General features: G+C 69.1%; 26 protein-coding genes. 12 read left to right on the top strand and 14 right to left on the bottom strand.

Features of this window, described 5'->3' with window-relative positions; genetic code table 11:
* Nucleotides 1-61 precede the first annotated feature (61 nt).
* A complete protein-coding gene (locus A37U_RS0101190) occupies nucleotides 62-643 on the bottom strand; it encodes a TetR/AcrR family transcriptional regulator (RefSeq protein WP_020494771.1) in 582 nt (193 codons plus the stop codon).
* 84 nt (nucleotides 644-727) lie between these two features.
* Here A37U_RS0101190 and A37U_RS0101185 point away from each other — a divergent pair, with 84 nt between their 5' ends.
* On the top strand, nucleotides 728-1,882 hold the full coding sequence (locus A37U_RS0101185) for an EstA family serine hydrolase (protein ID WP_026196765.1): 1,155 nt from the start codon (nucleotides 728-730) through the stop codon (nucleotides 1,880-1,882).
* On the opposite strand, the gene A37U_RS0101180 is transcribed toward A37U_RS0101185, so the two are convergent.
* Both A37U_RS0101180 and A37U_RS0101175 read right to left on the bottom strand, forming a co-directional pair.
* Complete coding sequence (locus tag A37U_RS0101180; protein ID WP_020494769.1) at nucleotides 1,883-3,199, bottom strand: cytochrome P450; 1,317 nt, start codon at nucleotides 3,197-3,199, stop codon at nucleotides 1,883-1,885.
* The gene (locus tag A37U_RS0101175; RefSeq protein WP_020494768.1) at nucleotides 3,196-3,525 is read right to left on the bottom strand and encodes a hypothetical protein; all 330 of its coding nucleotides are present in this window, start codon (nucleotides 3,523-3,525) and stop codon (nucleotides 3,196-3,198) included. The genes A37U_RS0101180 and A37U_RS0101175 overlap by 4 nt, the downstream gene beginning before the upstream one ends.
* Nucleotides 3,526-3,698: 173 nt before the next feature.
* Here A37U_RS0101175 and A37U_RS41895 point away from each other — a divergent pair, with 173 nt between their 5' ends.
* Both A37U_RS41895 and A37U_RS0101165 read left to right on the top strand, forming a co-directional pair.
* On the top strand, nucleotides 3,699-4,928 hold the full coding sequence (locus A37U_RS41895) for a sensor histidine kinase (RefSeq protein WP_083933123.1): 1,230 nt from the start codon (nucleotides 3,699-3,701) through the stop codon (nucleotides 4,926-4,928).
* Nucleotides 4,925-5,602 carry a response regulator transcription factor gene (locus A37U_RS0101165; RefSeq protein WP_020494766.1) on the top strand — a complete coding sequence of 226 codons (678 nt, stop codon included), beginning with the start codon at nucleotides 4,925-4,927 and terminating at the stop codon, nucleotides 5,600-5,602. The genes A37U_RS41895 and A37U_RS0101165 overlap by 4 nt, the downstream gene beginning before the upstream one ends.
* Before the next feature lie 36 nt (nucleotides 5,603-5,638).
* On the opposite strand, the gene A37U_RS0101160 is transcribed toward A37U_RS0101165, so the two are convergent.
* Entirely contained in the window at nucleotides 5,639-7,066 is a 1,428-nt protein-coding gene (locus A37U_RS0101160) for an MFS transporter (protein ID WP_051111527.1), read from the bottom strand.
* 64 nt (nucleotides 7,067-7,130) lie between these two features.
* On the opposite strand from A37U_RS0101160, the gene A37U_RS0101155 reads away from it, so the two are divergent.
* Nucleotides 7,131-7,739 carry a TetR family transcriptional regulator gene (locus A37U_RS0101155; RefSeq protein ID WP_040586550.1) on the top strand — a complete coding sequence of 203 codons (609 nt, stop codon included), beginning with the start codon at nucleotides 7,131-7,133 and terminating at the stop codon, nucleotides 7,737-7,739.
* Between the two features lie 3 nt (nucleotides 7,740-7,742).
* On the opposite strand, the gene A37U_RS41890 is transcribed toward A37U_RS0101155, so the two are convergent.
* The 4 genes from A37U_RS41890 to A37U_RS48015 form a co-directional block, all read right to left on the bottom strand.
* On the bottom strand, nucleotides 7,743-8,747 hold the full coding sequence (locus A37U_RS41890) for an MBL fold metallo-hydrolase (RefSeq protein ID WP_205622844.1): 1,005 nt from the start codon (nucleotides 8,745-8,747) through the stop codon (nucleotides 7,743-7,745).
* 5 nt (nucleotides 8,748-8,752) lie between these two features.
* Nucleotides 8,753-9,058: an ArsR/SmtB family transcription factor gene (locus A37U_RS41885; RefSeq protein ID WP_040586394.1), complete on the bottom strand. Its 306-nt coding sequence runs from the start codon at nucleotides 9,056-9,058 to the stop codon at nucleotides 8,753-8,755.
* A gap of 45 nt (nucleotides 9,059-9,103) precedes the next feature.
* A complete protein-coding gene (locus tag A37U_RS0101140; protein ID WP_020494761.1) occupies nucleotides 9,104-9,550 on the bottom strand; it encodes an SRPBCC family protein in 447 nt (148 codons plus the stop codon).
* 68 nt (nucleotides 9,551-9,618) lie between these two features.
* Nucleotides 9,619-10,686: a pentapeptide repeat-containing protein gene (locus A37U_RS48015; RefSeq protein ID WP_020494760.1), complete on the bottom strand. Its 1,068-nt coding sequence runs from the start codon at nucleotides 10,684-10,686 to the stop codon at nucleotides 9,619-9,621.
* 27 nt (nucleotides 10,687-10,713) lie between these two features.
* Here A37U_RS48015 and A37U_RS0101130 point away from each other — a divergent pair, with 27 nt between their 5' ends.
* The 3 genes from A37U_RS0101130 to A37U_RS0101120 all read left to right on the top strand — a co-directional run bounded on the left by A37U_RS0101130 (nucleotide 10,714) and on the right by A37U_RS0101120 (nucleotide 12,522).
* Nucleotides 10,714-11,334, top strand: coding sequence for a hypothetical protein (locus A37U_RS0101130; protein WP_157182567.1), 621 nt, complete (start codon nucleotides 10,714-10,716; stop codon nucleotides 11,332-11,334).
* 6 nt (nucleotides 11,335-11,340) lie between these two features.
* Nucleotides 11,341-11,673, top strand: coding sequence for a hypothetical protein (locus A37U_RS0101125; RefSeq protein ID WP_020494758.1), 333 nt, complete (start codon nucleotides 11,341-11,343; stop codon nucleotides 11,671-11,673).
* Between the two features lie 498 nt (nucleotides 11,674-12,171).
* Nucleotides 12,172-12,522 carry a hypothetical protein gene (locus tag A37U_RS0101120; protein WP_020494757.1) on the top strand — a complete coding sequence of 117 codons (351 nt, stop codon included), beginning with the start codon at nucleotides 12,172-12,174 and terminating at the stop codon, nucleotides 12,520-12,522.
* 12 nt (nucleotides 12,523-12,534) lie between these two features.
* Here A37U_RS0101120 and A37U_RS0101115 read toward each other — a convergent pair whose 3' ends face one another.
* The 5 genes from A37U_RS0101115 to A37U_RS0101095 form a co-directional block, all read right to left on the bottom strand.
* Complete coding sequence (locus A37U_RS0101115; protein ID WP_020494756.1) at nucleotides 12,535-14,028, bottom strand: purine-cytosine permease family protein; 1,494 nt, start codon at nucleotides 14,026-14,028, stop codon at nucleotides 12,535-12,537.
* Entirely contained in the window at nucleotides 14,025-14,978 is a 954-nt protein-coding gene (gene speB / locus A37U_RS0101110; protein ID WP_020494755.1) for an agmatinase, read from the bottom strand. The genes A37U_RS0101115 and speB overlap by 4 nt, the downstream gene beginning before the upstream one ends.
* 91 nt (nucleotides 14,979-15,069) lie before the next feature.
* Nucleotides 15,070-16,215, bottom strand: coding sequence for a glycoside hydrolase family 64 protein (locus A37U_RS0101105; RefSeq protein ID WP_020494754.1), 1,146 nt, complete (start codon nucleotides 16,213-16,215; stop codon nucleotides 15,070-15,072).
* 160 nt (nucleotides 16,216-16,375) lie between these two features.
* A complete protein-coding gene (locus A37U_RS0101100; RefSeq protein WP_020494753.1) occupies nucleotides 16,376-17,773 on the bottom strand; it encodes a helix-turn-helix domain-containing protein in 1,398 nt (465 codons plus the stop codon).
* Nucleotides 17,774-17,818: 45 nt separating this feature from the next.
* Nucleotides 17,819-18,562, bottom strand: a complete 744-nt coding sequence (locus A37U_RS0101095; protein WP_020494752.1) for an IclR family transcriptional regulator — start codon at nucleotides 18,560-18,562, stop codon at nucleotides 17,819-17,821.
* Between the two features lie 115 nt (nucleotides 18,563-18,677).
* Between A37U_RS0101095 and A37U_RS0101090 the strand changes: the two genes are divergently transcribed.
* The 5 genes from A37U_RS0101090 (at nucleotide 18,678) to A37U_RS0101070 (ending at nucleotide 24,233) form a co-directional block, all read left to right on the top strand.
* A complete protein-coding gene (locus A37U_RS0101090) occupies nucleotides 18,678-19,670 on the top strand; it encodes a dihydroxyacetone kinase subunit DhaK (RefSeq protein WP_020494751.1) in 993 nt (330 codons plus the stop codon).
* Nucleotides 19,671-19,681: 11 nt separating this feature from the next.
* Nucleotides 19,682-20,290, top strand: a complete 609-nt coding sequence (dhaL, locus tag A37U_RS0101085) for a dihydroxyacetone kinase subunit DhaL (protein ID WP_020494750.1) — start codon at nucleotides 19,682-19,684, stop codon at nucleotides 20,288-20,290.
* A gap of 537 nt (nucleotides 20,291-20,827) precedes the next feature.
* Complete coding sequence (locus A37U_RS0101080; protein WP_020494749.1) at nucleotides 20,828-21,718, top strand: LysR family transcriptional regulator; 891 nt, start codon at nucleotides 20,828-20,830, stop codon at nucleotides 21,716-21,718.
* Nucleotides 21,719-21,852: 134 nt separating this feature from the next.
* Nucleotides 21,853-23,040 carry a CaiB/BaiF CoA transferase family protein gene (locus A37U_RS0101075; RefSeq protein ID WP_020494748.1) on the top strand — a complete coding sequence of 396 codons (1,188 nt, stop codon included), beginning with the start codon at nucleotides 21,853-21,855 and terminating at the stop codon, nucleotides 23,038-23,040.
* Nucleotides 23,041-23,051: 11 nt separating this feature from the next.
* A complete protein-coding gene (locus A37U_RS0101070; protein WP_020494747.1) occupies nucleotides 23,052-24,233 on the top strand; it encodes an acyl-CoA dehydrogenase family protein in 1,182 nt (393 codons plus the stop codon).
* 32 nt (nucleotides 24,234-24,265) lie between these two features.
* Here the strand turns inward: A37U_RS0101070 and A37U_RS0101065 are convergent, their stop codons facing one another.
* Complete coding sequence (locus tag A37U_RS0101065; protein ID WP_020494746.1) at nucleotides 24,266-25,885, bottom strand: (2,3-dihydroxybenzoyl)adenylate synthase; 1,620 nt, start codon at nucleotides 25,883-25,885, stop codon at nucleotides 24,266-24,268.
* Nucleotides 25,886-25,951: the final 66 nt, after the last annotated feature.

Raw genomic sequence — 25,951 nt, 5'->3', positions numbered from 1 at the left:
CATCGTGGGCAAAGCCGGGGGCGAGCCGGAAGTGGTGCGGTCACAGGCGAGCGCGTGAGCACTACCGCCGCTGGACACCCGGTTCCCGCGCGGGCAATCCGCGCAGCAGGGTGTCGAGGAACAGCTCGAAGCGCGGCGCCCGCTCCCCGAGTTCGAGGGGGTTCTCCTGGGTGGCGAGCCAGCTGACGAGCGAGGTGATGAAGATGTACCAACTCTGCTCCGCGAGCTCGGGTGGCACACCGGCCTCGGTGAACGCGGCGCTGACCGCGTTCCGCATCCGGCCGAAGGAATGCGCGTTGTGCCGGTGTGGCCGCGCCAGATGGGTGGCGTAGCCGGGCACGGCGAGGAACTGATCGTGCATGGCCCACGCGACGCGGCCGAGCCAGGGACGCCAGGACCGTCCCCGTGGCGCCTCGGCTGGTAGCACCCGGTCCACCATGACCTCACCGAGGAGGTCGAACAGTTCCTCGCGGTTCTTCACCCACCGATAGAGCGCTCCGTGGCTGACCTGGAGGCGGGTGGCGAGCTCCCGCATGGTCAGCGTGTCCAGATTCCCCGCCGCGAGCACCGCGTCGACGATCCGTTCCCGGGACAGCTGTGCTGGGCGTCCGGGACGGTTCCGGGTTGTGCGGGCATCGGCCATGGGGACGACTGTACGAGAACACCGCGTGGGGATCGCACGACAGAGTTTATGACCAATGGTTACAAACTTTGCTAGGCTCGGGTCATGACGGAGACGAACGCGGTAGCGGGAACAGTGGCCGAAGGATTCGAACCGGTGCGCGAGGAGTTCGCCGCGGTCGCCGCCGAAGAGGGTGGCGATCTCGCCGCGCAGCTGGTGGTCTACCGGAACGGTGCACGGATCGTCGATCTGTGGACCGGCCCGGAGCTCACCGGGGACACCCTGCTCGGTGCGTACTCGGCGAGCAAGGGGGCGGCGCATCTGATCGTCGCGCTGCTGGTGCAGGAGGGCGTGCTGGACCTGGACGAGCGGGTCGCGCACTACTGGCCGGAGTTCGCCGTGGCGGGCAAACAGGACCTCACGGTGCGCGAACTGCTCGCGCACCGGGCGGGCCTGGTCGGCGCGGACGAGGGGTTCGGCATCGAAGAGCTCGCCGACGACCGGATCGTGGCCGAACGGCTCGGTGCGCAGCGCCCGTACTGGCGGCCGGGAACCGCGTTCGGCTATCACGCGCTGGTCGCCGCCGCGCTGAGCGGGGAGGTGGTGCGCAGGGCCACCGGGCGCACCGTGCAGCAGCACTTTGCCGAACGGGTGCGCGAACCGTACGCGGTGGACTTCTATCTGGGCCTTCCGGACGAGCAGGAGCACCGATTCCGGTGCGCGCAGCCGATGGTGCTCACTCCCGAACGGCGCGCCGCGCTCGCGGCCCGGGCGAGCGGACCGAACAGCCTGACCGGGATCGCGTTCAACCGGCACCATCCGCGGAACCCGGAGGTGTGGGAACTGCCCAACTTCCGGGCGGTCCGGGCGAACGGCACCGCCTCCTTCGGTGGCGTGGCCTCGGCGCGCGGGCTCGCCCGGATGTACGCGGCCGCGATCGGTGCGGTGGACGGTGTGCCTCCGCTGCTGACCCCGGAAACCGCCGCCGCGTTCGCACAGATCCAGTCGATCGGTTACGACCTGGTCACCCGCGAGCACAAGGCTTTCGGGGCCGGGTTCCACGTCACCGGCGAATACCATCCGGCGCTCGGGCAGGACACGTTCGGGCACAGCGGGGCGGGCGGTCAGCAGGCCTTCGCCGATCCACGCAGCGGGCTCGCCTACGGCTACACCCGGCGGCGAACCCCGTTCCCCGCGGCGGCGGCTCCGGAGAACGATCGCCTGATCCGCGCGCTGTACGCCGTGGCGGCCGAAGTCTGATCACACCGGAGTGGCGCCGAGTCTTCCGGTTTCGGCGCGCAACGGAAGCCGGTCGTAGCCGCGCAGCACGCGGGTGCGGCGCCGGGACGGGGTGCCGGCCGACCGCAGTTCGCCGAACCGCTCGAACAGGGCCTGCAGCGCGACCTCGGCCTCCAGGCGGGCCAGCCGCGCGCCGAGGCAGTAGTGGATGCCCGCGGAGAAGGCGAGGTGTTCGCGGGCGTTGGCGCGGGTGATGTCGAAGGTGTGCGGGTCTTCGAACACATCCGGATCGCGATTGGCCCCGCCCAGCATCAGCACCACGGCGCGCCCCTCCGGAACCGGGACGCCCGCGAGTTCGGTGTCCTTTGCCGCCACTCGCAGGGTGATCTGCACCGGGGACTCGTAGCGCAGCACCTCCTCCACCGCACCGGGCCATCCGGTGGGATCGGCCCGCAGTGCGGCCAGCTGGCCCGGGTGGTCGAGCAGCAGCCGCACGGCGTTGCCGAGCAGGTTCACCGTGGTCTCGAATCCGGCGCCGAGCAGAAGCAGTGCGGTGGCGCGCAGCTCGGTATCGCTGAGCCGGTCGCCGTCCTCGTCGTGGTGCACGAGTTCACTGAGCAGATCCTCGCCGGGATGGCGGCGCAGCCGGTCGAGGTGTTCGCTGAGCCAGCCGTTGAGGCCGCGCAGGGCGGTGTCCGCGCGCCAGAACGCCCGCCAGCCGAGGTCCGGGTCGAGGGTCATCGCGGCCTCGTTGCCCCACGCGAGGAACTGCTCGCGCATCGCCGTCGGCACCCCGAGGATCTCGGCGATCACCATGACCGGAAGCGGTGCCGCGTAGCGCTGCACGAGATCGAACGGTTCGCCGTCCGGGATCCGGTCCAGCAGATCCTCGGCGACCTCCCGGATGCGTTCGCTGAACGCGGCGATCGCGCGCGGGGTGAAGGCGTGCGCGACGAGCCTGCGCAGGCGAGTGTGCTCCGGGGGATGAATGGTCAGCAGCGAGGGGTGGTCCACCGGTCCGATCGCCCGCGGATCGACGGCCGCGGCGAGAATCCGGTCCAGCGTGGCGTTCGCCCCGCCGCCCGGGTTGGCGAGGAAACCGTTGCCGCGCAGGGCTTCGCTGGCCACCCGGTGGCTGGCGGTCGCGCTGACGAACCGGTTCGAGGGCAGTGGTCCCCTGGCACGCAGTTCGTCGTAGGCCTGGAACGGATCGGCGCGGACGGACTGGTCGGCGGTGAGCCGGGCGATCAGATCACCGCGGCCGGCGCCGAACCGGATGGCCGCGCCGGGCAGCCCATAACGGATCGCCCACACCGTCGCCGAACGCAACCGGTTCATGCCACACCTCCCAGGCCGCGGCGGGCGGTGATCCGGGTGGGCGCCGGTGCCGCGAACTCGGCCGCGTGCCTGCGCAGCAGGCGCAGCAGCCCGGAATTCTCCCCGGCGAGCTCGCGCAGCCGGCGATCCGGCTCGTGGAACGGCTCGACCTGGGCCTGCACCAGCAACTCCCAGCGCCTGCGCAGGGCAAGCAGCAGACCACGGCGGTCGCCGAAGATCTCGGCGTATTCGGCGCGCCAGGGCAGTACCGGATCACCGGTATGCTCCAGCTCCTCGGTCACCTCGCGCAGCGCCGCGTAGTAGCGGTGGGTTTCCTGCCAGCCCATCGATTCCTCCCACGTCTGCTCTGGCCTGCCGTGCGGTCTGCGGACGAGGTTAGGGCGTGCGCGGGCCGGTTCGCTTCGAGCCGTGGACGGCATTCCGCTTCCTACCCTGGTAGGAAGCGGCTGCCCGCCCGGCGAAGGATGCTCGCGACCCGCTGTCCTCCTATGATGAGTTCGTGCTGGCAATAGCGACACGGGTGAAGGCGCGCATCGAACACAGCAGCGCCCGCCTCGGTGTGCCGTATCCGTGGTGGGTCCCGGCGTGGGCCACCGCGGCGAGCACCATCATCGCGGTCGCCGCGCTGATCCAGCGGTATGCGCTCGCCCCCGGCTGGCTCGTGGTCGCCGGGGTGCTGTTGTACGGCCATCTCGTGGTGTGGATCGTGACCGGGCGGATGCTGCGACCTTGGATGGAGGCGCTGCTGGCGGCCGCAGCCGTGGTGGTGCTGCTGCTCGGCCATCCGGTGTCCACCGATATCGCGCCCTGGCTGCTCACCGTGGCGGTCGCCGAGGTCGCGGCCACCTCGCGCCCGCTGATCACGGTGGCCGCAGCCGTGCTCGGTAGCGCGATCCCGATCGTCGCCGGGCTGACCGGGTACCTGGAGAGCGCGCCGGTCTACGTGGTCGGCGTACTGCTCGGCACCCAGGTCGGGATCACGCTGCGCTGGCAGATCCGGGCGCTCGCGGCCGAACGGACCACCAGGACGGCCGAGCGCGAACAGGCGGTGCTCGCCGAACGCCAGCGCATCGCCCGCGAGGTGCACGATGTGGTGGGGCATTCGCTGAGCATCACCCTGCTGCACGTGACCGGAGCCCGGCACGCACTGACCACCGACGGCGACCTCACCGAGGCGATCGAGGCGCTCACCGAGGCCGAGCGGATCGGGCGCGGGGCCATGACCGACATCCGGCGCAGTGTCGGCCTGCTGCCCGCGGACCAGCCGAGCACCGAACCGCTTCCGGATCTCGCCGAGATCACCACGCTCGTCGAACGGACCAGGGGAGCGGGTGTCGAGATGCAGTACCAGCACAGCGGTGACCCCGGCACGATCGACGCCACCTGCGGCCTCGGGCTCTACCGGATCGCCCAGGAGTCCCTGGCGAACATCGTCAAGCACGCGCCGGGGAGCACGGCGAACGTGCTGCTGCGTATCGACCGGGACCGGGTCCGGCTCACCATCCGGAATACGCTGCCGAGCGGTGAACCGGTACGGCGGGACACCGGAACCGGCCTGGACGGCATCACCACCCGCGCCGGTCAGCTCGGCGCCGAGCTGACCGTGGGACCCCAGCGCGGCGGGCACTGGATCGTGGACGTCTCCGTGCCGCTCGAGGAGCCCGAGCCCGTGCGCCGGGCCGGTTCCTGCCCGATCCGGTCCACGACACCCCGGCCGAGGACGCCATGAGCGAGACCGATGCCGAGATCCGGGTGCTGCTGGTGGACGACCAGGAGCTGGTGCGCTCCGGGCTGCGCCGGATCCTGCGCAGGCGGGCGGGATTCCTCATCGTGGCCGAGTGCGCCGACGGTGAGGAGGTGCCCGCCGCGCTCATCGCACACGATGTCGACGTCGTGGTGATGGACCTGCGGATGAAACGCGTGGACGGGATCGGGGCCACCCGCCGGATCCGGGCGAGCGCGGAATGGCCTCCGGTGCTCGCGCTGACCACCTTCGATGACGACGAGCTGCTCTCCGGGGTGTTGCGGGCGGGCGCGGCCGGGTTCGTGCTCAAGGACTCGCCCGCCGAGGATCTGATCCGCGCCGTGCGCACCGTCGCGGCGGGGGACAGCTGGCTCGACGCCGGGGTCACCGCCCGGGTGCTCGCCACCTACCGCGAGGCAGCCGTTCCCGAAGCACCCGGCGCCCCACCCGCGGAACTGACCACCCGCGAACGGGATGTCCTGTACGCCATCGCGAGCGGGCGCACCAATACCGAGATCGCCGAGGAACTGGTCATCTCCGAGGTCACGGTGAAAAGCCATATCGGCCGGATCTTCGCCAAACTCGACCTGCGCGACCGGGCCGCGGCGATCGTCTACGCCTACGATCACGGCATCGTCACCCCCAACAGCCGGGGCTGATTCGGTGGCGGTCTCCGGGGAAAGCATGGATGCGCGTCAGCCCTGGGGCGGGGGGCCGGTGCGCGATCGGCGTAGCGGCAGCAGGATCGCGGCGGCCGCGGTGAGCACCCAGCCGAGACCGGCGACCATGCCGATGATCGTGTAGCCGCTGTTCGCCGGAAAGTGTTGTCCCGGCGCGGTTTGTGCCTGCAGCAGGACCGCGCTCAGTGCGCTGCCGGTGGCATATCCGACGTAGCGCAGGATCTGGTTGAAGCTCATCGCGCTGCTCGTCTCGTGTGCCGGAACGGCGCGCATGAGGTAGCCGGGCAGCACCGCGAAAATGCTGCCGGTGCCCACCCCGGCGATCGCCATGGTCAGCACGATCTCCGCGATGTTGTCACGGGCAAGGCTGAACAGGATCATGCCGGCGAGCATCATGGCCGAGGCCAGCGGCAGGACCACTTCATAGGAGGTGCGGCGCACCAGCCAGGGCACCACCCGGGTTATCAGGTAGCTGGTGGCGGAGAACGGGATCAGTACCAGTCCGGCGATGACGACGGTGCCGCCCAGTCCGTAGCCGGTGCCGCGTGGTGTCTGCACGAACGTGGTGACCGGCGAGATCAGCAGGTACATCCCGACAGAGGCCAGCAGGGTGGCCACGTTCGCCGTCAATACGGCGCGTTTACCCAGCAGCCGCAGGGCAACCAGCGGCTGCGCGACCCGTAACTCCCACCACGCCCAGACCACCAGCACCGCCGCGGCCGCGCCGAGGATCCCGATCACCCGCCCCGATCCCCAGCCCCACTCCGCACCCTCGCTGAGTGCCAGCAACAGACCGGCCAGGCCGAGGCCGAGCAGCACCGCACCGAGGATGTCGAGCCGCTCCCGGCGGCGCGACGCCGAACCGGGGACGACCCGCCACGCGATCAGCAACGCCAGCGCGGCGACCGCGGCCCCGAACCAGTAGGGCAGGTGCAGACCCCCGGCCTTCGCCAGCAGCCCGGTGACCGGGTAGCCGAGGCCCACCCCCACCGCGGCGGTGGTGGAGAGCATCGCGACCCCCGCCCGCATCCGCTCCGGCGACAGGTTGTCACGGGCGGTCGCGATCGCCAAGGGCGTCAGCCCGACCCCCAAACCCTGCAGACCGCGTCCGACAAGGAAGGGCCCGAATCCGAGCGGCAGCGCCGCCAGCACTCCGCCCAGCGTCAAGGCGGAAAGCGCGAACAAGAAGACCCGGCGCCGGTACGGCCCGTCTCCCAAGCGGCCCAGCACCGGGGCGGCGACCGAAGCCACCAGCAGCGTGATCGTCAAGGACCACTGGGCCTCGGCGAGCGACACGTGCTGGGCCGAGGCGATGACCGGGATCAGCGGCGCACCCAGGCTGCTGATGACCGCCACCACCAGACACGCGAGCGTCAGGCCCGGCAGCAACCCCCGGGACGAAGCTCGGCTATCGGATTGCTTCTCGGTCACTGGTACCTTCATTTTTTTGAGACTACGCCTCAATTGATACTCAGTGTCAAATATGTTCGCGTGTCACAATCGGCACATGACTCTGCGGGAGCGAAAGAAGCAGCGCACACGCGCCGAGCTACAGCGTCATGCCCTGCGCCTGTTCCGTGATCAGGGGTACGCCGAGACGACGGTGGACGACATCGCGGCGGCCGCCGAGGTCAGCCGCAGTACCTTCTTCCGGTACTTCGGCACCAAGGAGGACGTGCTCCTGTTCGACAACGTGGACCCGGTGATGTATCGCATGATGGCCGCCGTTCCGGAGGGAACTCCGCTGCTGGAGGCCGTGCGCCGGGTGCTGCGGGACTCGTTCGCCTCCCTCGACGATGAGGCCCGCGAGCTCGAGGAGGTCCGCATGGAACTGGCCCGGACGGTGCCCGCCATCGCGGCGATCCTGCGGGAGCGCAACTCGTTCGGCCTCGAGGAGATCGCCGGATTGGTCGGGCCCGCGACGGGGCGCAAGCCCGATGACTCCGACGTGCTGCTGTTCAGCGGCGTCCTGATGGGCGTGCGCCTTGCCGCCCGGGCCCGCATGGACGCCGGGCGCGGCGAACGCATCGTCGACGAGCTGGACGACTTGCTCGGGCGCCTGGCTACCGGTGTCCCACTGGCCGGTGAGCCGGTCCGCTGCCCGGGGGATGCCTGAGCCTCAGTGCAGCGGAATCCGGTCGAGATCGGCTCCCACGACGAGCCGCCCGTGGAACGTGTCCGCGGCCTCGTGCCAGCGCGGTTGCGGGTTGTGGCCGGGCACGAAATGGGTGAGCACCAGGGTGTGCACGCCGGATTCGGCAGCGATCCGCCCGGCATCGGGAATCGAGGTGTGCGCCGTGGTGTGGTGGGCGAGCATGGCCGCGGCTGCCGGATGGGTGGCGCCGCCGTAACCGCGCTGGATCCAGTGCTCGTCGATGACCTCGTGCACGAGCACATCGGCGCCACGGGCCAGGCGTACCAGGTTCGCGCACGGTCCGGTGTCCCCGGAGAACACGACCGATCCGTGCGCGGTGTCGAACCGGAACGCGAAGGCTGGGGCCATCGGTGCGTGCCACACCAGGACCGCGGACACCTCGACGTGTTCATCGCGGTAGACCGGAAGCGGTTCCATGTCCGGGGCGACTCGGGTGTGCGGGTCGAAACCGAGCGAGTCCGGCAGGGGGATGTCGGTGCTGTCGAGTACTTCCTCCGGCGGGCGCCGGGCATTGTCGATGATCCGGTCCTCGATATCGGTGGCGTAGGCGTGCAGCATCCTGCCCAGTGTCTCGGTGAACCCGGGAAGTTCGCCGGTGTCCCCGTTCCGGTAGGACGGCCGGGGTCCCGGTCCGAACAGCCGCACCGGCCGCGGCACTTCGCAGAGTCCGGCGTACCACCCGTACAGCAGCAGGGTGCCCAGATCCGCGATGTGATCGGAATGCAGATGCGTGATGAACCCGGCGCGCAGCCGTTCGAAGCCGAATCCGGCGAGGGTCAACTGGCGGCAGGCGCCGTAGCCGAGGTCCACCAGATACAGCGCCTCGCCGATCCGCAGGCCGAGGCGATACCCGCACGCTCGGGTTGCGGGCGGGGACCTCCGGCGGTACCGAGCAGCACGAGTTCCGCCGATTCCTCGGATGAGCGCAGCACGATCGGCCATTCCACCGGATTCGTACCGGTGTGGCAAGGGTTTCAGGATCGCCGTACGGCGGCGAGCACGCTGCCGAGCACTCCGGGATAGAGTTCCTCCACGTCATCGCGAAGCCGGACGTAGCACCGTGTTCCCTCGTTGCGGTGCCGGGTGACGCCCGCTTCCCGCAGGGTCTTCATGTGATGGCTCAGCGTCGACTGCGCCAGGGCCACCTCGAAGTCGTCCCGGGTATGCTCCGCGCGGTCGGCGAGTACCTCCACGATGTGCAGCCGCACCGGATCACCGAGAGCGGAGAGGACGTTCGCCAGCTCGATCTCCTCGGTGCCCGGATGCCGTGGTTGCCGCATGTCTCCATGATAGGCGATGCTTCGAGCTTCGCCGATCATCGAACTTCAGCTGCGGGCCAGCGATTTCTCCGCGGCCTCGAGGATGGTGCCGAAGGTCCGGCTCAGGATCGGCTGGGCGAGCAACCGGGTGAGGAACGCGCCGATCAGCGGGATCCGGACCTCGGCCCGGGTCCGCCACCGCACGTGGGTGCCGCCCTCGACCTCGGTGAACTCCATCCTGCCGAGCTCGTGCCTGCTCGGCGGCAGGCTGCGATCCACGACGTATTCGGTGACATGGGGCCGTTCGTAGCTGGTGATCCGTTCCCGGAACCAGCCGACCAGCCACAGGTGGTCCCGGATCGCTCCGGCTCCGTACGGTGCCCCGGCACCCCGCCGGGTCAGTCGGCAGCGCAGTACGAGCGGCGATGCCGTGTAGTTGGTGGTCGTGGTCAGCCAGTCGAATACGTCCCCGATCGGTGCCGGGATGACGCGTTCGACGGTCACGGTTTCCATGGCGATCCTCCTCGCGGTTGGTCATCCCCTGGGACAAACCGCGACGGCGAACCGTGACATCCGGGCGCTCAGGGGCGCCAGTCCGGGTGGGCCCGGTAGCCGGATCCTTCGGCGGCGGCCCCGGCCAGCGCGCTTTTCTGGATGTCCTCGCTCGGCCACCGGGTGTCCTCGGTGAACAGCACCGAACCGAGTTCCGCGTCCCGCAGGACCGCTCCGGTCAGATCGGTCCCGGACAGGTTTGCCCCGTCGAGCCGGGCATGGCTGAAGTTCGCCTCACGCAATGTGGCATTGGCCAGCACCGCGAGTTCAAGCTCGGCCTCGGTGAAATCGGCCCGCATCGACTGTGCTGAAGCGAGATCGGCATCGCGGAGATCCGCCCCGGCGAAGTTCGTGTGATCGAACTTGGCGGTGGTGAAATCGGCGGCACCCAGCTTCGCGCCGGTGAAGATGGCGTCGCTGAGATCGGCCCGAGCGAACTCGGCGCTGGATAGCTCGGCGCCGGTCAGGTCGATCGTGAGCCCGGACCAGCGCTGGTCCTCGCGATGCTCCTGACCGGCCGCGGTGGTCAGCCTGCGATGCAGGATGCGCTGCGCGGTCAGCCGCACCTCCCGTTCCTGAACCCGTTCCTGGTATCCGGCGTCCTCGGGAGAACCAGGTTCGGTGAACGGCATGCGCAGATAGGCGCAGATGACGTTGACGACCGTCGGCCGCTGATCGGGCGCCCCGCTGCCGACCCGTTCCAGCGCGTACAGCCCGGCGAGCCGCACCGGGGCCTTCTCGCTGCCGAGCTGGTCGGCGGCCTTGGTGTAGAGCTCGGTGATCCGGCGTTCCACCGCGTCGAGTTCGCTGACCCGGTCGGCCGCGTACTGGCGGCTGAGTTCGAGTTCGGTGGACCGCTGCCGGCGCGCGGCGAGCCACAGTGCGACGAGGCCACCGGCACCGACCACGATGGTGCCCGCCACCCGGATGGCTTCGAGTCGTCCCCGGTCCGCGGGGGTGCTGCCGCCGAACAACCAGGGCAGCATGATCCCGATCGCCACGGCGAACACGATCAGAACGAGCCCGGTGAAGGCGATCATCCGGTTGGTGAGCGGAGCCGCGAGCGGACGGGGATACGGCTCTTTCTGGGGCGTCATGGCTCTATTTGTGGCATATTGGTCATCTTGCTGTCAGCAGTTTGCACGCTTCTGGGGGCACTGTTGTTCGGACGCCGCGGCATCGAGAAGGACCGGCAGCGCGCATCGAGTGCGATGCGGCGCTCGATCGCCCGCGCGGAATCGGGTGATCTGGTCATGGCGGTGCGGCACAGCGCGGACGCGGAGGCCTGTGTGGAGCGGCTGATGCGGCACGAGCCGGAGAACACCTATCATCGGTTCGTGCTCGCCGGGCTGCTGTACAACCGGGCGACGATCCTGGACCGGACCGGTGAGGGCGCGGCAGCACTGGCCGCGGCACGTGCGGCGAGCGAGCTCTACGAAGACCTCGACCCCAGTCACGGCGATCCCTCGGCGGTGGAACCCTTGCTGCGCGGATTCCGGGACGAGGGCCAGGAAATGGAAACCCTGATCGCGCACGCCGCGGACGCCCGGGCACGGTTCGCCCGACTGCTGGCCAAGAATCAGCGGGCATCCGCCGCTGCGGCGGCACGTCAGCACGGCCGCGCCGCGGTGCGGACCTATGAGGTGCTCGCCAGGGCCGGGCAGCACTTCAGCCAAGCCGATGTCGACCGGGTACGCGAGCAGTACCGGGCCGTGCGGGAGCACCTCGGTGAACCGGACGGATGAGCGCCGATGCCACGAACCGGAAAGATCGACCGGGCGATCCGGAAATCCCGCTCGCTCACCGGATCCGGGAACCACAGCCGGGCAGCGGCCTGGAATCTGCGCGCGATCGGCATGCTGGAACGGGCCGCCCGGTTCGAGGTCCTGCACGGCCTCGCCGACCGGCCTGCCCTCGCCGGTCTGTACTACGAACGGGCCGGACTTCTGGCCGGGCTCGCGAAATGGGGAGCGGCCTGCGATGCCGCGGAAACCGCGGTGGAGCTGTACCTGGACGTGGATCCCGCGTGGCGCACCGGATCTCGTCGCGGTGAAGATACGCGAATTCCGGGCCGAACACGGTGATGAGGCGGTCATTCCCTTCGAAGAACACATCGGTGATGCCGCCAACGCGCGCGGTTTCCTCGCGCTGCTGCTCGCCAGGCACCGTGGTGCGGCGGCGAAACCGGCCGTCGAACTCCTCGAAAGCAACGCGGTACAGACCTTCACCGAACTGATCCGGGCCGGGCCCGCCTACGACCGCGAGGATCTGCGCCGGATCCGCGACCAGGTGGGCCAGGCGCACCGGCTGCTCATCGCCGAGGCGCCGTCCGGGCATGGCGTTCCGCTCCCGCCGACATTCTGGCCGTTTACCGGAAAGCGATGGGGAAATGAGCACGACGGCACGCGTCAGACCGGAGGCGCACCTGGCCGATGGGGCACGGTGCGCCGCCGAAGGAGACTATCGCGGCGCGCTCGCGCAGAACATCGCGGCCACGCGCCTGACCTGGCGGCTGGGCAGAAGAGAACCGACCGGGCCGGAGTACGACGCGCGAATGGGATTCGCGTACTACTGCCGATCCCTTGTCTTCGATCCTGTGCTGCGAGGAGCACGATCCGATCCGGTGCGGCGGAAAGACCGTCGCCGAGGCGCTCGCGTGCGGGCCGGACAGCGCCGGACTGCGCGTACGGGACCGGATCGCGGGCCTCGCCGAAGCGAGGTCCCTCCTTGCCCTGCTGCTCGGCAAGTACGAATGGCCCGGCATGATGCGCGACCGTGAGCCGGCCTTGTTCGACCTGGACCGGGACCTGACCATCCGGCACGAGGTGCACGTCCTCGACCAGAAGTCCTTCTTCGCTTCCGAGGCACTCGTACAGTGCTCCCGGCGCGCCGAGGACGACCACGAGCGAATGCCCGACCATTCCCGGAGATGACTGCCCGGTAGCTCAGGAAACCCTGCGCCGCAACGAGTCCGGGCGCCCCGTTGCGGTGATCGGCCGGATCTCGGTGGCCGCGGCGGGAATCAGGCGCGGGCCCGCGGAGCCGTACACCCCGCGCGGTTCCGGGAACGTCCACACGAGCAGCAGGTACAGCACCGCGGCGAACACCAGGGTGACCACGAGGCTGATGTCCACGCCACCGGCGATCCCGGCGAGTGGCCCGATGATCAGCGGGGTGTTGGCGGTGAGCAGTCCCGCCGTCGTCGCCGGAATCCAGGCCGCCATCGCGCGCCAGTTCACCCCATGGCTGAACCAGTAGGCGCCGCCGGTCTGTCCCCGGTTGAACACCTGCAGATCGTCCGGCAGATAGTGGCCGCGGCGCAGCCAGTAGCCGGTCATCATGATCACCATCCACGGGGAGGTGCACAGCACGATCAGCGTCACGAAGGCGTTGATGCTGGCGACCACGTTGAACACGAAGGAACCGAGGAAGACGAATACCACCGAGAGCGAGCCGATCAGGGCGGTGGCGCGCACCCTGGACAGCTTCGGGAAAATCGAGCTGAAATCCAGGCCGGTGCCGTACAGCGCGGTGGTTCCGGTGGAGAGCCCGCCGATCAGGGCGACGAGGATGAGCGGAATCGCGTACCACAGCGGCGAAATCGCGGTGAGCCCGGCGATGTAGTCGTTCGGATCGGGCACCAGGGTCGCGGTGGCCACGCCGAAACCGAACGGCAGCATGGTGCACAACTGGGCGAAGAACGGGGCCGCCAGCACCCGCGTTTTCGGCGCACTGGCGGGAATGTAGCGGGACCAGTCGCCGAGGAAGGCACCGAAGGAGATGGGGTTCGCCATCGCGGTGAGCGCGGCGAGCACCCAGGTCGGCCAGAACCCGCCGAGCGCATAGCCGCCGTGCCCGGTCGCGCCGGCGTGGAAATCGCCAGCATAGGCCAGAATGCCGAGCAGCATCAGCACCGTGCAGGCCAGCACGGCGAGCTTGTTCACCAGCAGCATGAATCGGTAGCCATAGATGCAGACCACGAAGGTCGCGATCGCGATCAGTCCGTAGGCGATGGCGCGCACCAGGTTTCCGCCGTCCACTCCGGCGAGCCTGCGCACCGCACCGGTGACCGCGTCCCCGGAGACCCACACCGAGATGGAGAAGAACGCGATCGCGGTCAGCAGGGAGAGAAACGAACCGACACAGCGGCCGACGACTCCGAAGTGGGCGCCGGAGGACACCGCGTTGTTGGTGTGGTTGGCCGGGCCGAACAGGCTCATCGGGGCGAGGATCAGCGCGCCCACCAGCACTCCGGCCACGGTGGCGCCCAGCGCCGCCCCGAAACCGAGGCCGTAGGTGATCGGCAGTGTGCCGAGGATGATGGTGGCGAAGGTGTTCGCGCCGCCGAAGGAGAGCCGGAACAGATCCCACGGCCGGGAGGTGCGTTCCGCTTCGGGGATCGGTTCGACCCCGTGGACCTCGATCTCGGTGACCCTCATGACCGCGCCCGCCCGGGGAGCACGGAAAGCAGTTCGTAGAGCACGTGGGCCGCGGCGATCCCGGTGATCTCCGCATGGTCGTAGGCGGGGGACACCTCGACAACATCCGCGCCCACGATGTCCAGTCCGCGCAGCCCGCGCAGGATCTCCAGCAGCTCCCGGCTGGACAGCCCACCGGCCTCGGGGGTTCCGGTCCCCGGCGCGAATCCGGGATCCAGCACGTCGATATCCACCGAGACGTACAGTGCGCGGTTCCCGATGCGTTCGCGCACCCGCCCGATCAGTTCGTCGATCGGGGAGCGCAGGAAATCCCGTGCGTGCACCGCGGCGAAGCCGAGCCGTTCACTTTCCTCGAGGTCCAGCCCGGAGTACAGCGGACCGCGGATGCCGACGTGCATCGAGTGTGCGAGGTCGATCAGCCCTTCCTGCGCGGCGCGGCGAAACGGTGTGCCGTGCGTGTAGGGGGCGCCGAAATAGGTGTCCCAGGTGTCCAGGTGCGCGTCGAAATGCAGCACCGCGACGGGCCCGTGCCGCTCGCGCTGTACCCGCAGCAGCGGAAGGGCGATGGTGTGGTCGCCGCCGATGCTGAGCAGCCGCCGGTTCGTGCCGGAGAGTTCGCGGGCGCACCGCTCGATCGTGCCGATGGCATCCCGGATATCGAAGGGGTTCACCCCGGCATCGCCGCCGTCGGCGACCTGGCCGCGTGCGAACGGTTCGGTGTCCAGCGCCGGGTTGTACGGGCGCAGCAGTTTCGAGCTCGCCCGCACGTGCGCGGGGCCGAACCGGGCACCGGGCCGGTAGCTGACCCCGGTGTCGAAGGGCACGCCCCAGAGCACCGTGTCCGCCTCGCGCACGTCGGCGAGCCTCGGCAGCCGGGCGAAGGTGTTCTCGCCCGCGTAGCGCGGGATCCTGCTCGCGTCCACCGGCCCGACCGGCTCGTGGTCTTCCATGGTGGACAAGCCTGAGCGAACACCGCGGCATGCCGGAACCCGCGGATCCTCCAAGACCGCGCCGCGCCGTTGGAGGAACGCACAACGGTGCCTAGTGCAGCTTGTGCACCGTGATGGTGAGCTCGACCGGATCACCGGCCTGCACGGCCCCGCTGAAGTCCGGTCCCGGCGAGACATCGTCGTAGGGGAACGCGTAACCGCGGTTGTCCGGCAGGTGGGCGTGCACGATCTTGGCGTAGTGGTTGGTGACGTCCTGCTGATAGAACTTCTTCGGGTCCTCGCCGTCCGGTTGGTTCGGGTTGTCCAGCAGCGTGGTGCGGTTCAGCGCGGCCGCCAGTCGCGGGATGATGGCCTTGCGCGCCGTACTGCCCTCGTTGGCGAACGGGCCGCTGTTGCAGCTCCACACATCCGCGGTGACCGGCTTGGTGAACTTCTCGCCGTTGTCGAAGGTGAGCACGTCCCCGTTCACCCGGCCGGTGAACTTGCCGAGATCGGGCCGCTGCGAGTCGACGACGAGATCCGTCCCGGCGTACTTCTTCCAGCACTGGTCGATGTAGTCGTCCAGGTAGTCACCGAATTTGTCGCTGTGGTGCCCCGCGGACAGCGCGCGCACATTGCCGCCGTCTCCGGTGGTGACCAGCCCGGCCCACTGGTCGCCCGCGGCGCGCAGATCGTCGCAGATCTTGTCGAGGGAGCCCGCGGGGAGGCCGGGGGCGTCCTGTTCTCCGCTCCCGGAGGTGGTCAGGTGCAGTCCCATCGGGAAGGCGACGAAATCGACGTAGCTGATGTTCGCGAACAGTTGCTCGTCGTTGAAGGTGAACTCGCTGAACGACCAGTTACGTTGATAGTTCGGATCATCGGCATTGAGGAAACTCGGATGGACCAGCGCCGGTCCGGGATCCACGAAGAAGTCGAGTTTCGTATCGGTGACCACGTAGATCCGGGCTCCGGACAATTTCGGCACGGTCACCTTGGCGGATTTCAGCGGGATCGCGCAGTCGTCGATCGGAGTGTGCGGGGCACCGGGGGACGGCACCTGGTAGACCGAACCGTCGGCCTTGACGAAGACCGGCTGTTTTTCCGTGTTGAGCCCGGTTATGTAGGCATACGCGGACCCGGCGCCGGTCTGGTCGTCGAACGCCACCGAAACGGTGTCCGGGGTCCGGCCGCCCGCCGCCCTGGCGAGCCCGCGGCCGAGCACCGGCACCGCCGCCGCTGCCGTCGCCGCCGTCGCCACACCGAGAAAACCTCTCCGGGAAATCAATCGGAACGCCTCCTGGGTTCGTTTTATTCGAACAGCGAAAAACGCTAATCAGGGCGCGCGGAGAGGGTCAACAGCCGGTCCCGCGGTTGACTTGTTTTGTCATCTCTTTACGACGAAAGTTCTGTTCTCCGGATCAGCGCTCGGGCAGCGCCCGGAGTGCGAGATAGAGATCCACCCGATCGGCGGTGTCGCCGAGGCTGCGGCCGGTCAGTTCCTCGACCTTGCCGATGCGATGGCGCAGGGTGTTGATGTGCACATGCAGTGACTGGGCGGCCTCCTGCCAGCGGCCGCCACAGTCCAGGAAGACCCGCAGCGAGGGCAGCAGTTCGCTGCCACGGCGCCGATCGTGTTCGGCCACCCCGCCGAGCACCGCCCGGGAGGTGGCTTCCAGCAGCTCCGGATCCTGCGCGGCGAACAGCAGCGTCGGGCTGGACAACCGCGCGTAGCTCAACCGGCCGGGTTCTCCGCGTAGCGCGGCCACCGCGTGCGCGGCCTGCAACAGGCTCGCGCGCAGCGAATCCACCGGACCGGGGCCACCGATACCGAGCCCCGCCTCGCCGAGAGCTCCGTGCAGCGTGGCCGCCTGCCGGTCCGGGTCCCCGTCGACCGTAATCAACCCGAGCACCTCCTCCCCGCGCACCGCGCAGACCCCGACGCCGTGCAGTGCCTCGGCCAGCCGGGCGGCGAGTGCTTCCGGTGCGCTGCCGTGCACCACGAGTCCCGCATACTCGGCATCGGGCGGCAGGCCGAGCGAACGTAGCCGGGAACGCACCGCGGGCAGTTGCGGGCTGCCCGCCTGGATCCACTCGAACAGTTCCGCGGCGAACCGGGACTCCGTCTCGCGCAGTGCCCGCACCCGCTCGATCTCCAGGGCGAGGAACGGCATCGCCTGGGTCACCGAGGCCCGCTGCCGGACCTCCAGTTCGGCGAACGGAACCGGGAGCAGCAGTTCGGCGTCCGCGAGCCCGTCACCGACCAGTGCCACCCCGTGCCGCGCCTCCGGTGGTTCCCCGAACACCCCGGCCGCCGTGCGCACCGCGACCGGCAGCCCGAGATGCTTGGCGAGCACCCGCAGCACCGAGTGCACACCCCGCTCTCGGCGCAGCGCGGCCACGATCGCGTCGTACTCGGCGAGATGTCCGCGCAGCGGGCGTTCCCACTCGGCGCGTTTGACCGCCACGAATGCCTCGGTGATCTGTACGAATGGAACCTCGACCGGGACGACGAAACAGGTGAGCGCCTGCCGGCGCGCGGCGGCGAGGAACTCCTCGGGAACGTCCGGCGTATCCGGCAGCAGGCCGTAGCCGACCGCGGCGACCCCGGCGGCCGCGATCCGGTCCACGAACTCGCCCGCGCCGAGCCCGCCGTCCCGCCACACCCCGGCGGTGAGCACCACCTCGCCGCCGCGCAGGAATCGGGCCGGGTCGGCGACCTCGGTCGTGTGCACCCAGCGCACCGGCCGGTCCAGCGCACCGCTCACCCGCAGTTCGAGCCGCAATTCGGGATCCGTCACCAGGTCGCGAACCAGCATCCGGTCACCCTACGCCGGTGTTCCTCCGTCCACTGTGGACCGCGGTCAGCGTGCGGCGGGCCAGCCGGTCGCGCCGAGCTCGTGGGAGATGGTGCGGGCCGCCTCGCGCACCGCCGCGATCGCCGATTCCGCGACCGGCCATTCCGCGATGGGCACCACAATCCCGATGGCCCCGACGACCGATTCGGCGTCGGCGATCGGCGCGGCGAGCCCGCACTCGCCGAGCACCGCCTCCTCCTGCTCGGCGGCAAGGGCACGGGCGCGCACCTGATCGAGCTGTTCGGCGAGCGAAGCCCGCTCGGTGACGGTGTCCGCGGTCATGCTCGGTAGCTCGCCGGGTTCCTCGCCGGTGAACGCGAGCACCGCCTTGCCGAGCGCGGTGGCGTGCAGCGGAAGGGTGAGCCCGGCCTCGGCCATCTGCCGGGACCCGTCCGGGCGCGGTTCGTGGTGCACGATCATCACCTCGCCTGCCGTGCGGGCCCCGATGCGCACCGCGAAACCGGTGCGCCGGGCCAGTTCGGCCGACCAGGTCACCGAACGGGAGCGCAGTTCGAGCGTGCCGAGGTAGACGTTGCCGAGCTTGAGCAGTTCGGGTCCGAGCCGGTAATGACCGGAACGCGGTTCCTGCACCACGAGTCCGTGCGCCTGCAGGGTCTTGACGATGCCGTGCACGGTGGACGGGGCGAGCTCGAGGCCCGCGGCGAGCTGGGCGAGGCTGAGGCCGTGCGAACCGCGGGCGGACCGGAGCAGTCCGAGTGCCCGGATCGCCCGGTCGACGGACTGGATCATGAGGCCTCTCCCGCTCCGGTCAGCACGCGCTTTACAGCGATGCGAGATCAGCCTAGTATGCCTCGATGATTCGGTAATGTCGAATGAGCTTCGACGATGAAGGATGGTCGCGAGGATGCCGGTACGTGCACTGCTGAATGATCCGGACGAGCTGGTCGCCGAGGCGCTCGACGGGTTCGCGCGCTCGCACCCGGGCCTGGTGCGCGCGAACGCCGACCCGGCCTACCTGATCCGTGCCGAACCGGCCGACAAGGTGGCGCTGGTGTCCGGTGGCGGTTCCGGGCACGAACCGCTGCACACCGGTTTCGTGGGCACCGGGATGCTCGATGTCGCCGTGCCCGGTGCGGTGTTCGCCAGCCCGACCGCCTACCAGGTCCGGGCCGCGATCCGGGCGGCCGACCGCGGGCGCGGGGTGCTGCTCGTGGTGAAGAACTACACCGGTGACCTGCTGAACTTCGGCATCGCCGCGGAACTGGCCGCCGAGGAGGGCATCGAGACCCGGATCGCGCTGGTGGACGACGATCTGGCCACCGAAAGCGAGGACGGGCCCGGCAGGCGGGGGACCGCGGCCGTGCTCGCGGTGGAGAAGATCTGCGGGGCGGCCGCCGAGCGCGGCGCGGACCTGGAGCAGCTGGCCGAACTGGCCGCCCGGATCACCACCTCGGCGCGTACGCTCGCCCTGGCCACCGCCGCCTGCACCCATCCAGGCGAATCCCGTCCCTCCTTCGAACTCGAAGTGGACGAGGTGGAGTTCGGGGTCGGTATCCACGGGGAGCACGGCATCGGCCGCAGGCCGTACGGCAGCGCGCGGGAACTGACCGCCGCGCTGGCCGATCCGGTGCTCGAATCGCTCGGGCTCACCGGGGGCGAGGAGGTGCTGGCCATCGTCAACGGACTGGGCGCCACGCATGGCCTCGAACTGGCCACCGTGGCGCGCGAACTGCACGAACACCTCGCGGCCCGCGGCATCCGGATCGCCCGTTCCCTCGTCGGCTCGTATGTCACCGCGCTGGACATGCGCGGTTGTTCGGTGACCCTGCTCCGGCTCGATCCGGAACTGGCCGAGCTCTGGGACGCCCCGGTCCGTACCCCGGCCCTGACCTGGTGAAGGAGCAAGACGTGGACGCATTCGGCGGCGCGGAGGTGCGCGCCTGGATCGACCGGTTCATCGCGAACGTGCTCGACCGGACCGGTGAGCTGACCGAACTCGACCGGCGCGCGGGCGACGGTGACTACGGCACCAACCTGCGTTCGGCGCTCGGCCGCGCCCGGGTGAACCTGGAGGGGGCCGAGGATCCGGCGGCCGTGTTCACCGCGGTCTCCGAGGCCTTCCTGAACACCGGCGGGACCAGTGGTCCGCTGTTCGGCATGTGGTTCCGGGAGTTTGCCAAGGCGTTCACCGAACCGGTGAACGGCACGAACCTGGCCACCGCGGCCGGGAACGCCGCCGCGGTGGTGCAGCGGCTGGGCAAGGCCGAGGTCGGGCACAAGACCATGGTGGACGCGATGGTGCCCGCCGCGCAGGCCCTGCGGGCGGCGGCCGAACGGAACGCGGGACCGGATCAGGCACTGCACGAGGCCGCCGCGGCCGCGCGTACCGGTGCCGAATCGACCGAGCAGCTGCTGGCCCGGCGCGGCCGGGCCAGCTACGTCGGGGAGCACGCCCGCGGAGTGATGGATCCCGGCGCGCTCACCGTGGCGATGTTCTTCGCCGCCGCGAACGGTTGAACCGGACGGGGAGCACGTCGGACAACTCCGTGTCCTGCTGCGCGGCGCCTCGCTGCGTTGTCGTCGACCTTGCTGATCCCGGGGGCGGGAGTCCGCAGGGACCCTGCCACGCTGACTCCCGCTCGCGACGGACGAAAAGTCATCAGACGCGCTCTGAGCTTGTTGGTCAAGGTCTGTTTCGGCTACGGGCACCCTGAGGCAGCTGACCGGTGGATGTGGTTGATCATCGCCGCGCACGCCGGACTGAGATTCGCCCGCCACCTCGCCGAAGACCTGCGCCGACCACGGGAGAAAGCGGCGCCGCCCCCGGCCGGTTGACACCGGCCCGCGTCCGCCGGGGATTTCGCACCATCCGCCCGGCCACCGCGCTGCCCGCCAGCGCACCGAAACCTTCCAGGCTCGACCCAGGCCGCCCACCAGGGTCACGCAGCAAACATCGTGCCGTCACCTGTCGTCGGGAAACCAAAACGACACAGCAACCACAACCCGCACGAAGCACGAAGGTCGAACAACGAGCTGAGACGTTACGGTTGACCGGTGGAGATCTTTCACCTGCGCTATTTCCTCGCGGTCGCCGAGGAGCTGAGCTTTTCCCGGGCGGCGCGGCGGTTGCACATGGCGACCTCGCCGTTGAGTCAGCGGGTGCGGGATCTGGAGCGGGAACTCGAGGTCGTGTTGTTTGACCGGGACTCGCACCACGTCGGGCTGACCCGGGCGGGTGAGGCTTTGGTGCCGATCGTGCGCGATGTCCTCGGCCGCTTCGACGATATCGGCTGGCGGCTGCGCGAGGAAATCGTGCCGGAACAGCGCACCGTGTACATCGGCGTGCCGCCCGGCCTGCATCGCCGGGTCCGGGAACGGCTCAAGGAACTCGAATCGCGCGCGACGGGATACCGGTTGAAGCGCTGGCCGGGCGGCAGTGCCGATCTGGCCGCCGCACTGCAACGCGGGGAGCTGGGCCTGGCCCTGGTGCATCTGCCGGTGCACATCGAGGGAATCGGGATCCTGGAGATCGACAGCGAACCACTCGGCGCGGTGCTGCCCGCGGCCGAATTCCGGGACCGGGAATCGGTTTCGCTCTCCGAGCTGACCGAGTACACCTATGTCCGGCCCGCCGCGGGCATGTCGCCGACCTATTTCGAACAGCTCGGCGTGCGCATCGCGGCCGCGGGAATCAACAAGAAAATCACCCTTTCCAGTGGTGACTACGGCAGCGTCAGCGAATTCGTGGCGAACGGATCAGCCTTCGCGATCTCCATGCTCGATCCGGAAAGCGATATGCAGAAACATCGGACCGAGAACAATGTCGTGCTGCCGTTCAATGATTTCCAGCCTGCGCTTACTACCGGGCTGGGTTGGCGAGAAGACCGCGATGACCTGCGAGAACTGCTCGAACTCGCCAAGGAAGTACTTGCCGGGAGCCGGTGATTCAATGGCGTGACCGCTGTGGTCACGCCATTGTTCGCCACTCGGTGCAGCCGGATCGTTGATTGTTCTTTTCCGCCGCGGCTAGCGTCGAAGGTGAAAGCACGAGACGCGTTATCCGGTGGAGGAAGATGACAATGCAGGCTCCCGGAAACAACAATGGACCGCTCGCGGGAGTGCGGGTCGTCGACCTGTCCACCGTGGTGATGGGTCCGTACGCGGCGCAGATCCTCGGCGATCTGGGCGCGGATGTGGTCAAGATCGAATCCCCGCGGGACACGGTGCGCAACGGGACCGTGCACCGCACGCCGGGGATGACCCCGCTGAACCTGAACGTCAACCGGAACAAGCGCAGTATCGCGCTGAATCTGAAGGACGAGCAGGAACACGCCAGCGCGCTCGAACTGGTGCACGGCGCGGACATCCTGATCACCAATATGCGCATCGATGCCCTGCGGCGGCTGCGCATGGACTACGACAGCCTCGCCGAGGCGAACCCGAAACTCATCTATGCGCACGCGCAGGGATTCCGGCCCGATTCCGACCGGGCCACGCTTGCCGCCTACGACGAGACGGTGCAGGCGGCCTCCGGGCTGCTGGACATCGCCTCGCGGGCAGGGGACATCGGCGCACCCGTGGTGCTGCCCGGGATCTTCGCGGACAAGGTGAGCGCGCTGACCATCGTGTACTCGGTGCTCGCCGCGCTCGTGCACCAGCGGGCCACCGGCGAGGGTCAGCTGGTCGAGGTGCCGATGACCGACCCCCTGCTCGCCTTCAACCTGGTGGAACACCTGCAGGGCAAGATCTTCGAGCCGCCGATGGGGGAGACGGGCTTCCCGTTGTCGATGAACAAGGGACACCGCGCCCGGCCGACCAAGGACGGGCACGCGATGATCATCCCGTACAGCCCGCAGAACTGCCGGGACCTGTTCCACGCCGCGGGCCGGGACGACCTCGCCGCGGACCCGCGGGTGAACGGGGAGATCATCGACGCCAAAGCCGACGGCGCCGCGATCGCCGAACTGATCGAATCGGTCACCCCGAATCTGACCACTGCCGAATGGATCGAGGTCTGCACCGAGCACAGTATCCCGGTCGGTCCGGTGCTGCGCCTGGACGAGGCCGAGGAGGACCCGTATGTGCGCGAAGGTCGCCTGCTCGATGTCGCCGAGCACCCGAGCGAGGGTAGCTACCGGGTGATCGGCACCCCGATGCGGTTCTCCCGCACCCCGGCCAGCGTCCGCAGGCACGCACCGCTCCCCGGCCAGGACGGCGCGGAGATTCTCGCCGAACTGGGTGCCATCGAGACCGCAGGACAGGAATAGGAGCATCGATCATGGCACAGGTGCACGAGGAAGCGGATTTCTTCGGGTACGCCGAACTGCTTTCCGCCGAGGAACGCGCCGAGCTCGCGGACATCCGATCCTATCTGGAGTGCGAGATCACACCGATCGCGAACGAGGCGTGGGACAGCGGCGAATTCCCGGCCGAGGCCATCGGGAAATTCGCCGAGCTGAAGCTGGCCGGTTATCAGTACCCGGAATACGGCGACGGGAAAGCGCGCAGTGCCCTCTTTCCCGGATTTCTCAGCCTGGAGCTGAACCGCATCGATCCCTCCTTCGCGGTGTTCTCCGGGGTGCACACCGGGCTCGCGCTCGGCTCCATCTACGGTGGGGGCGACGAAGAGCAGCACCGGCGCTGGATCCCGGACATGGTGGCGATGCGCAAGATCGGTGCCTTCGCGCTCACCGAACCGGAGGGCGGTTCCGATGTGGCGGGCGGAATGCGCACCACCGCGCGCTGGGACGGCGCGGAATGGGTACTGGACGGGGCGAAGCGCTGGATCGGGAACGGCACCTTCGCCGATCTCGTGGTCGTGTGGGCCCGGAATGTGGCCGATGGCAATGTCAAGGGATTCGTGGTGGAGAACGGTACGCCGGGATTCACCACGAGAAAGATCGAGGGCAAGATCGCGCTGCGCACCGTGCAGAACGCGGACATCACCCTCGATGGCGTGCGGGTCCCCGAGGCGAACCGGCTCCAGCGCATCAACAGCTTCCGGGACACCGCGAAGGTGCTCGCCCGCACCAGGGGCGGTGTCGCCTGGCAGGCACTCGGGATCGCGGTTCGCGCTTATGAGCTCGCGCGGGAGTACGCGACGCAGCGGGTGCAGTTCGGCAAGCCGATCGGCGGTTTCCAGCTGATCCAGGACCTGCTGGTGAAGATGCTCGGCGATATCACCGCGATGTTCGGCATGGTGGTGCGCCTCAACGAGCTCATCGAACGCGGAGAGGCGCGAGCCGACCAGGCCGCGCTGGCGAAGGCATTCACCACCACCCGGATGCGCGAGGTCGTTTCCCGGGCGCGTGAACTGTTCGGTGGCAACGGAATCGTGCTCGACTACGAGATCGCGAAGTTCTTCGCCGACGCCGAGGCGGTGTACTCCTTCGAAGGCTCCCGGGAGATGAACACGCTGATCGTCGGCAAATCCATCACCGGGCACAGCGCCTTCGTGTGACAGCGCCTTCGTGTGACAGCGCGTTCGGGTGATCAGGCCAGCCGCTCGGCGAGTGCCTTCTTGTCCATCTTGCCGAGCGGGGTCAGCGGCATCGTCTCGATGTGTTCCACCCGGTCCGGTGCCTTGTAGGCGGCGATGCCCCGCTGTTCCAGGAACTTCGTGAGTTCCAGGCGGTTGGGGGCATCGCCGTGCTGCGCGACGACGAAGGCCACCGAGCGTTCGCCGAGGTCGGTATCGGGCGCGCCGACCAGCGCCACCGAGCGGATTCCCGGATGGGCGAGCAGATGCCCCTCGACCTCGGTCGCGGCGATCTTCTCCCCGCCCCGGTTGATCTGGTCCTTGACCCGCCCGACCACGATCAGATGGCCGCTTTCGGTGCGGCGCACCAGATCCCCGGTGCGGTAGAACCCGTCCGGAGTGAAATTTTTCGCGTTGTGTTCCTCGGCCCGGTAATACCCGCGCAGGGTGTAGGGACCGCGGGTGAGCAGTTCGCCCGGTTCTCCCGCCGCCACCTCGTTGTCCTCCGGGTCGACCACCCGGATCTCGTCCGCCACGGAGATGGGTTTGCCCTGGGTGGTGGCGAGCGTCTCCCGGTCATCGCCGAGCCTGGTGAGGTTGAGCAGTCCCTCGGCCATGCCGAACACCTGCTGCAGCACGGCCGGTTCGAACCGCTCGATGACCTGGCGCGCGGTGTCATCGGCGAGTCGGGCGCTGCCGATCTGCAGCACCCGCAGGCTGGACAGGTCCGCCGAGGTGTGCTCGACCTCGTCCAGCCAGACCGGGGCCAGCTGCGGATTGATGGCGGTGATCGTGACCCGGTGGCGCTCGATGAGCTCGAAACAGTAGCCGGGGTCCGGATTGCCGGCGAGCACCACGGTGCCGCCCGCGCCGAGGGTGCCGAGCACGCCGGGGCAGTTCCAGGTGTAGTTGAACGAGATCGGCAGCGTGGCCAGGTAGACCGAGTCCTCGCCGAGCTCGCAGACCGCGGCCGCGGCGACCCCGTTGTACCGGTAGTCGTCGTGGGTGCGCGGGATCAGCTTCGGCTTCCCCGTCGTACCACCGGAAAGCAGCAGCACCGCGATCTCACCGGCGTTCGCGGCCCGCTCCGGCAGCACGGTCCCGGCACCGAGCCCGGCGAGCTCGCTGAACGCGATGAATCCCGGTTCGCCTCCCGGATCGCCGAGCACGATGACGTGCCGCAGCGCCGGGCATTCGGCGCGCACCTCGGCGGCGAGTCGGCGGTGGTCGAACCGATCGTGTCGATCCGGGATGACGTAGCCGCTGGCCCCGCTGAGTTCCGCGAGGTGGGTGATCTCGCTGCGGCGGTGCCCCGGCTGGGTGTGCACCGGGACGGCGCCGATCCGGACCAGGGCGAACCAGAGCACCAGGAACTCCGCGCGATTGGGCAGCTGCACCAGGATCCGCTCGCCCGCCCGGATACCGAGCGCGTGCAGGCCACGGGCGACCGCGGCGGATTGTTCGTCGAGTTCGCGGAAGCTCAGCCGCATCCGGTCATCGAGCACCGCGGTGCGCTCCCCGTGCCGCTGCACCAACTCGGCGAGGAATTCCGGATAGGTGGCCCCGGTCCAGTATCCGGCGGCGCGGTATCCCTCCGCGGCATCGCTCGGCCATTCGGTGAGATCGACGGGCATCGGCTCGCTCCTCGACGGTACGCCTTGATTCATGTGGTTGGTAAGCCTAACCTAACTCGTGCTGCG

It is taken from the genome of Sciscionella marina DSM 45152, assembly GCF_000379465.1.
Lineage (GTDB): Bacteria > Actinomycetota > Actinomycetes > Mycobacteriales > Pseudonocardiaceae > Sciscionella > Sciscionella marina.
This window is presented reverse-complemented; position numbering and strand designations above follow the sequence as displayed.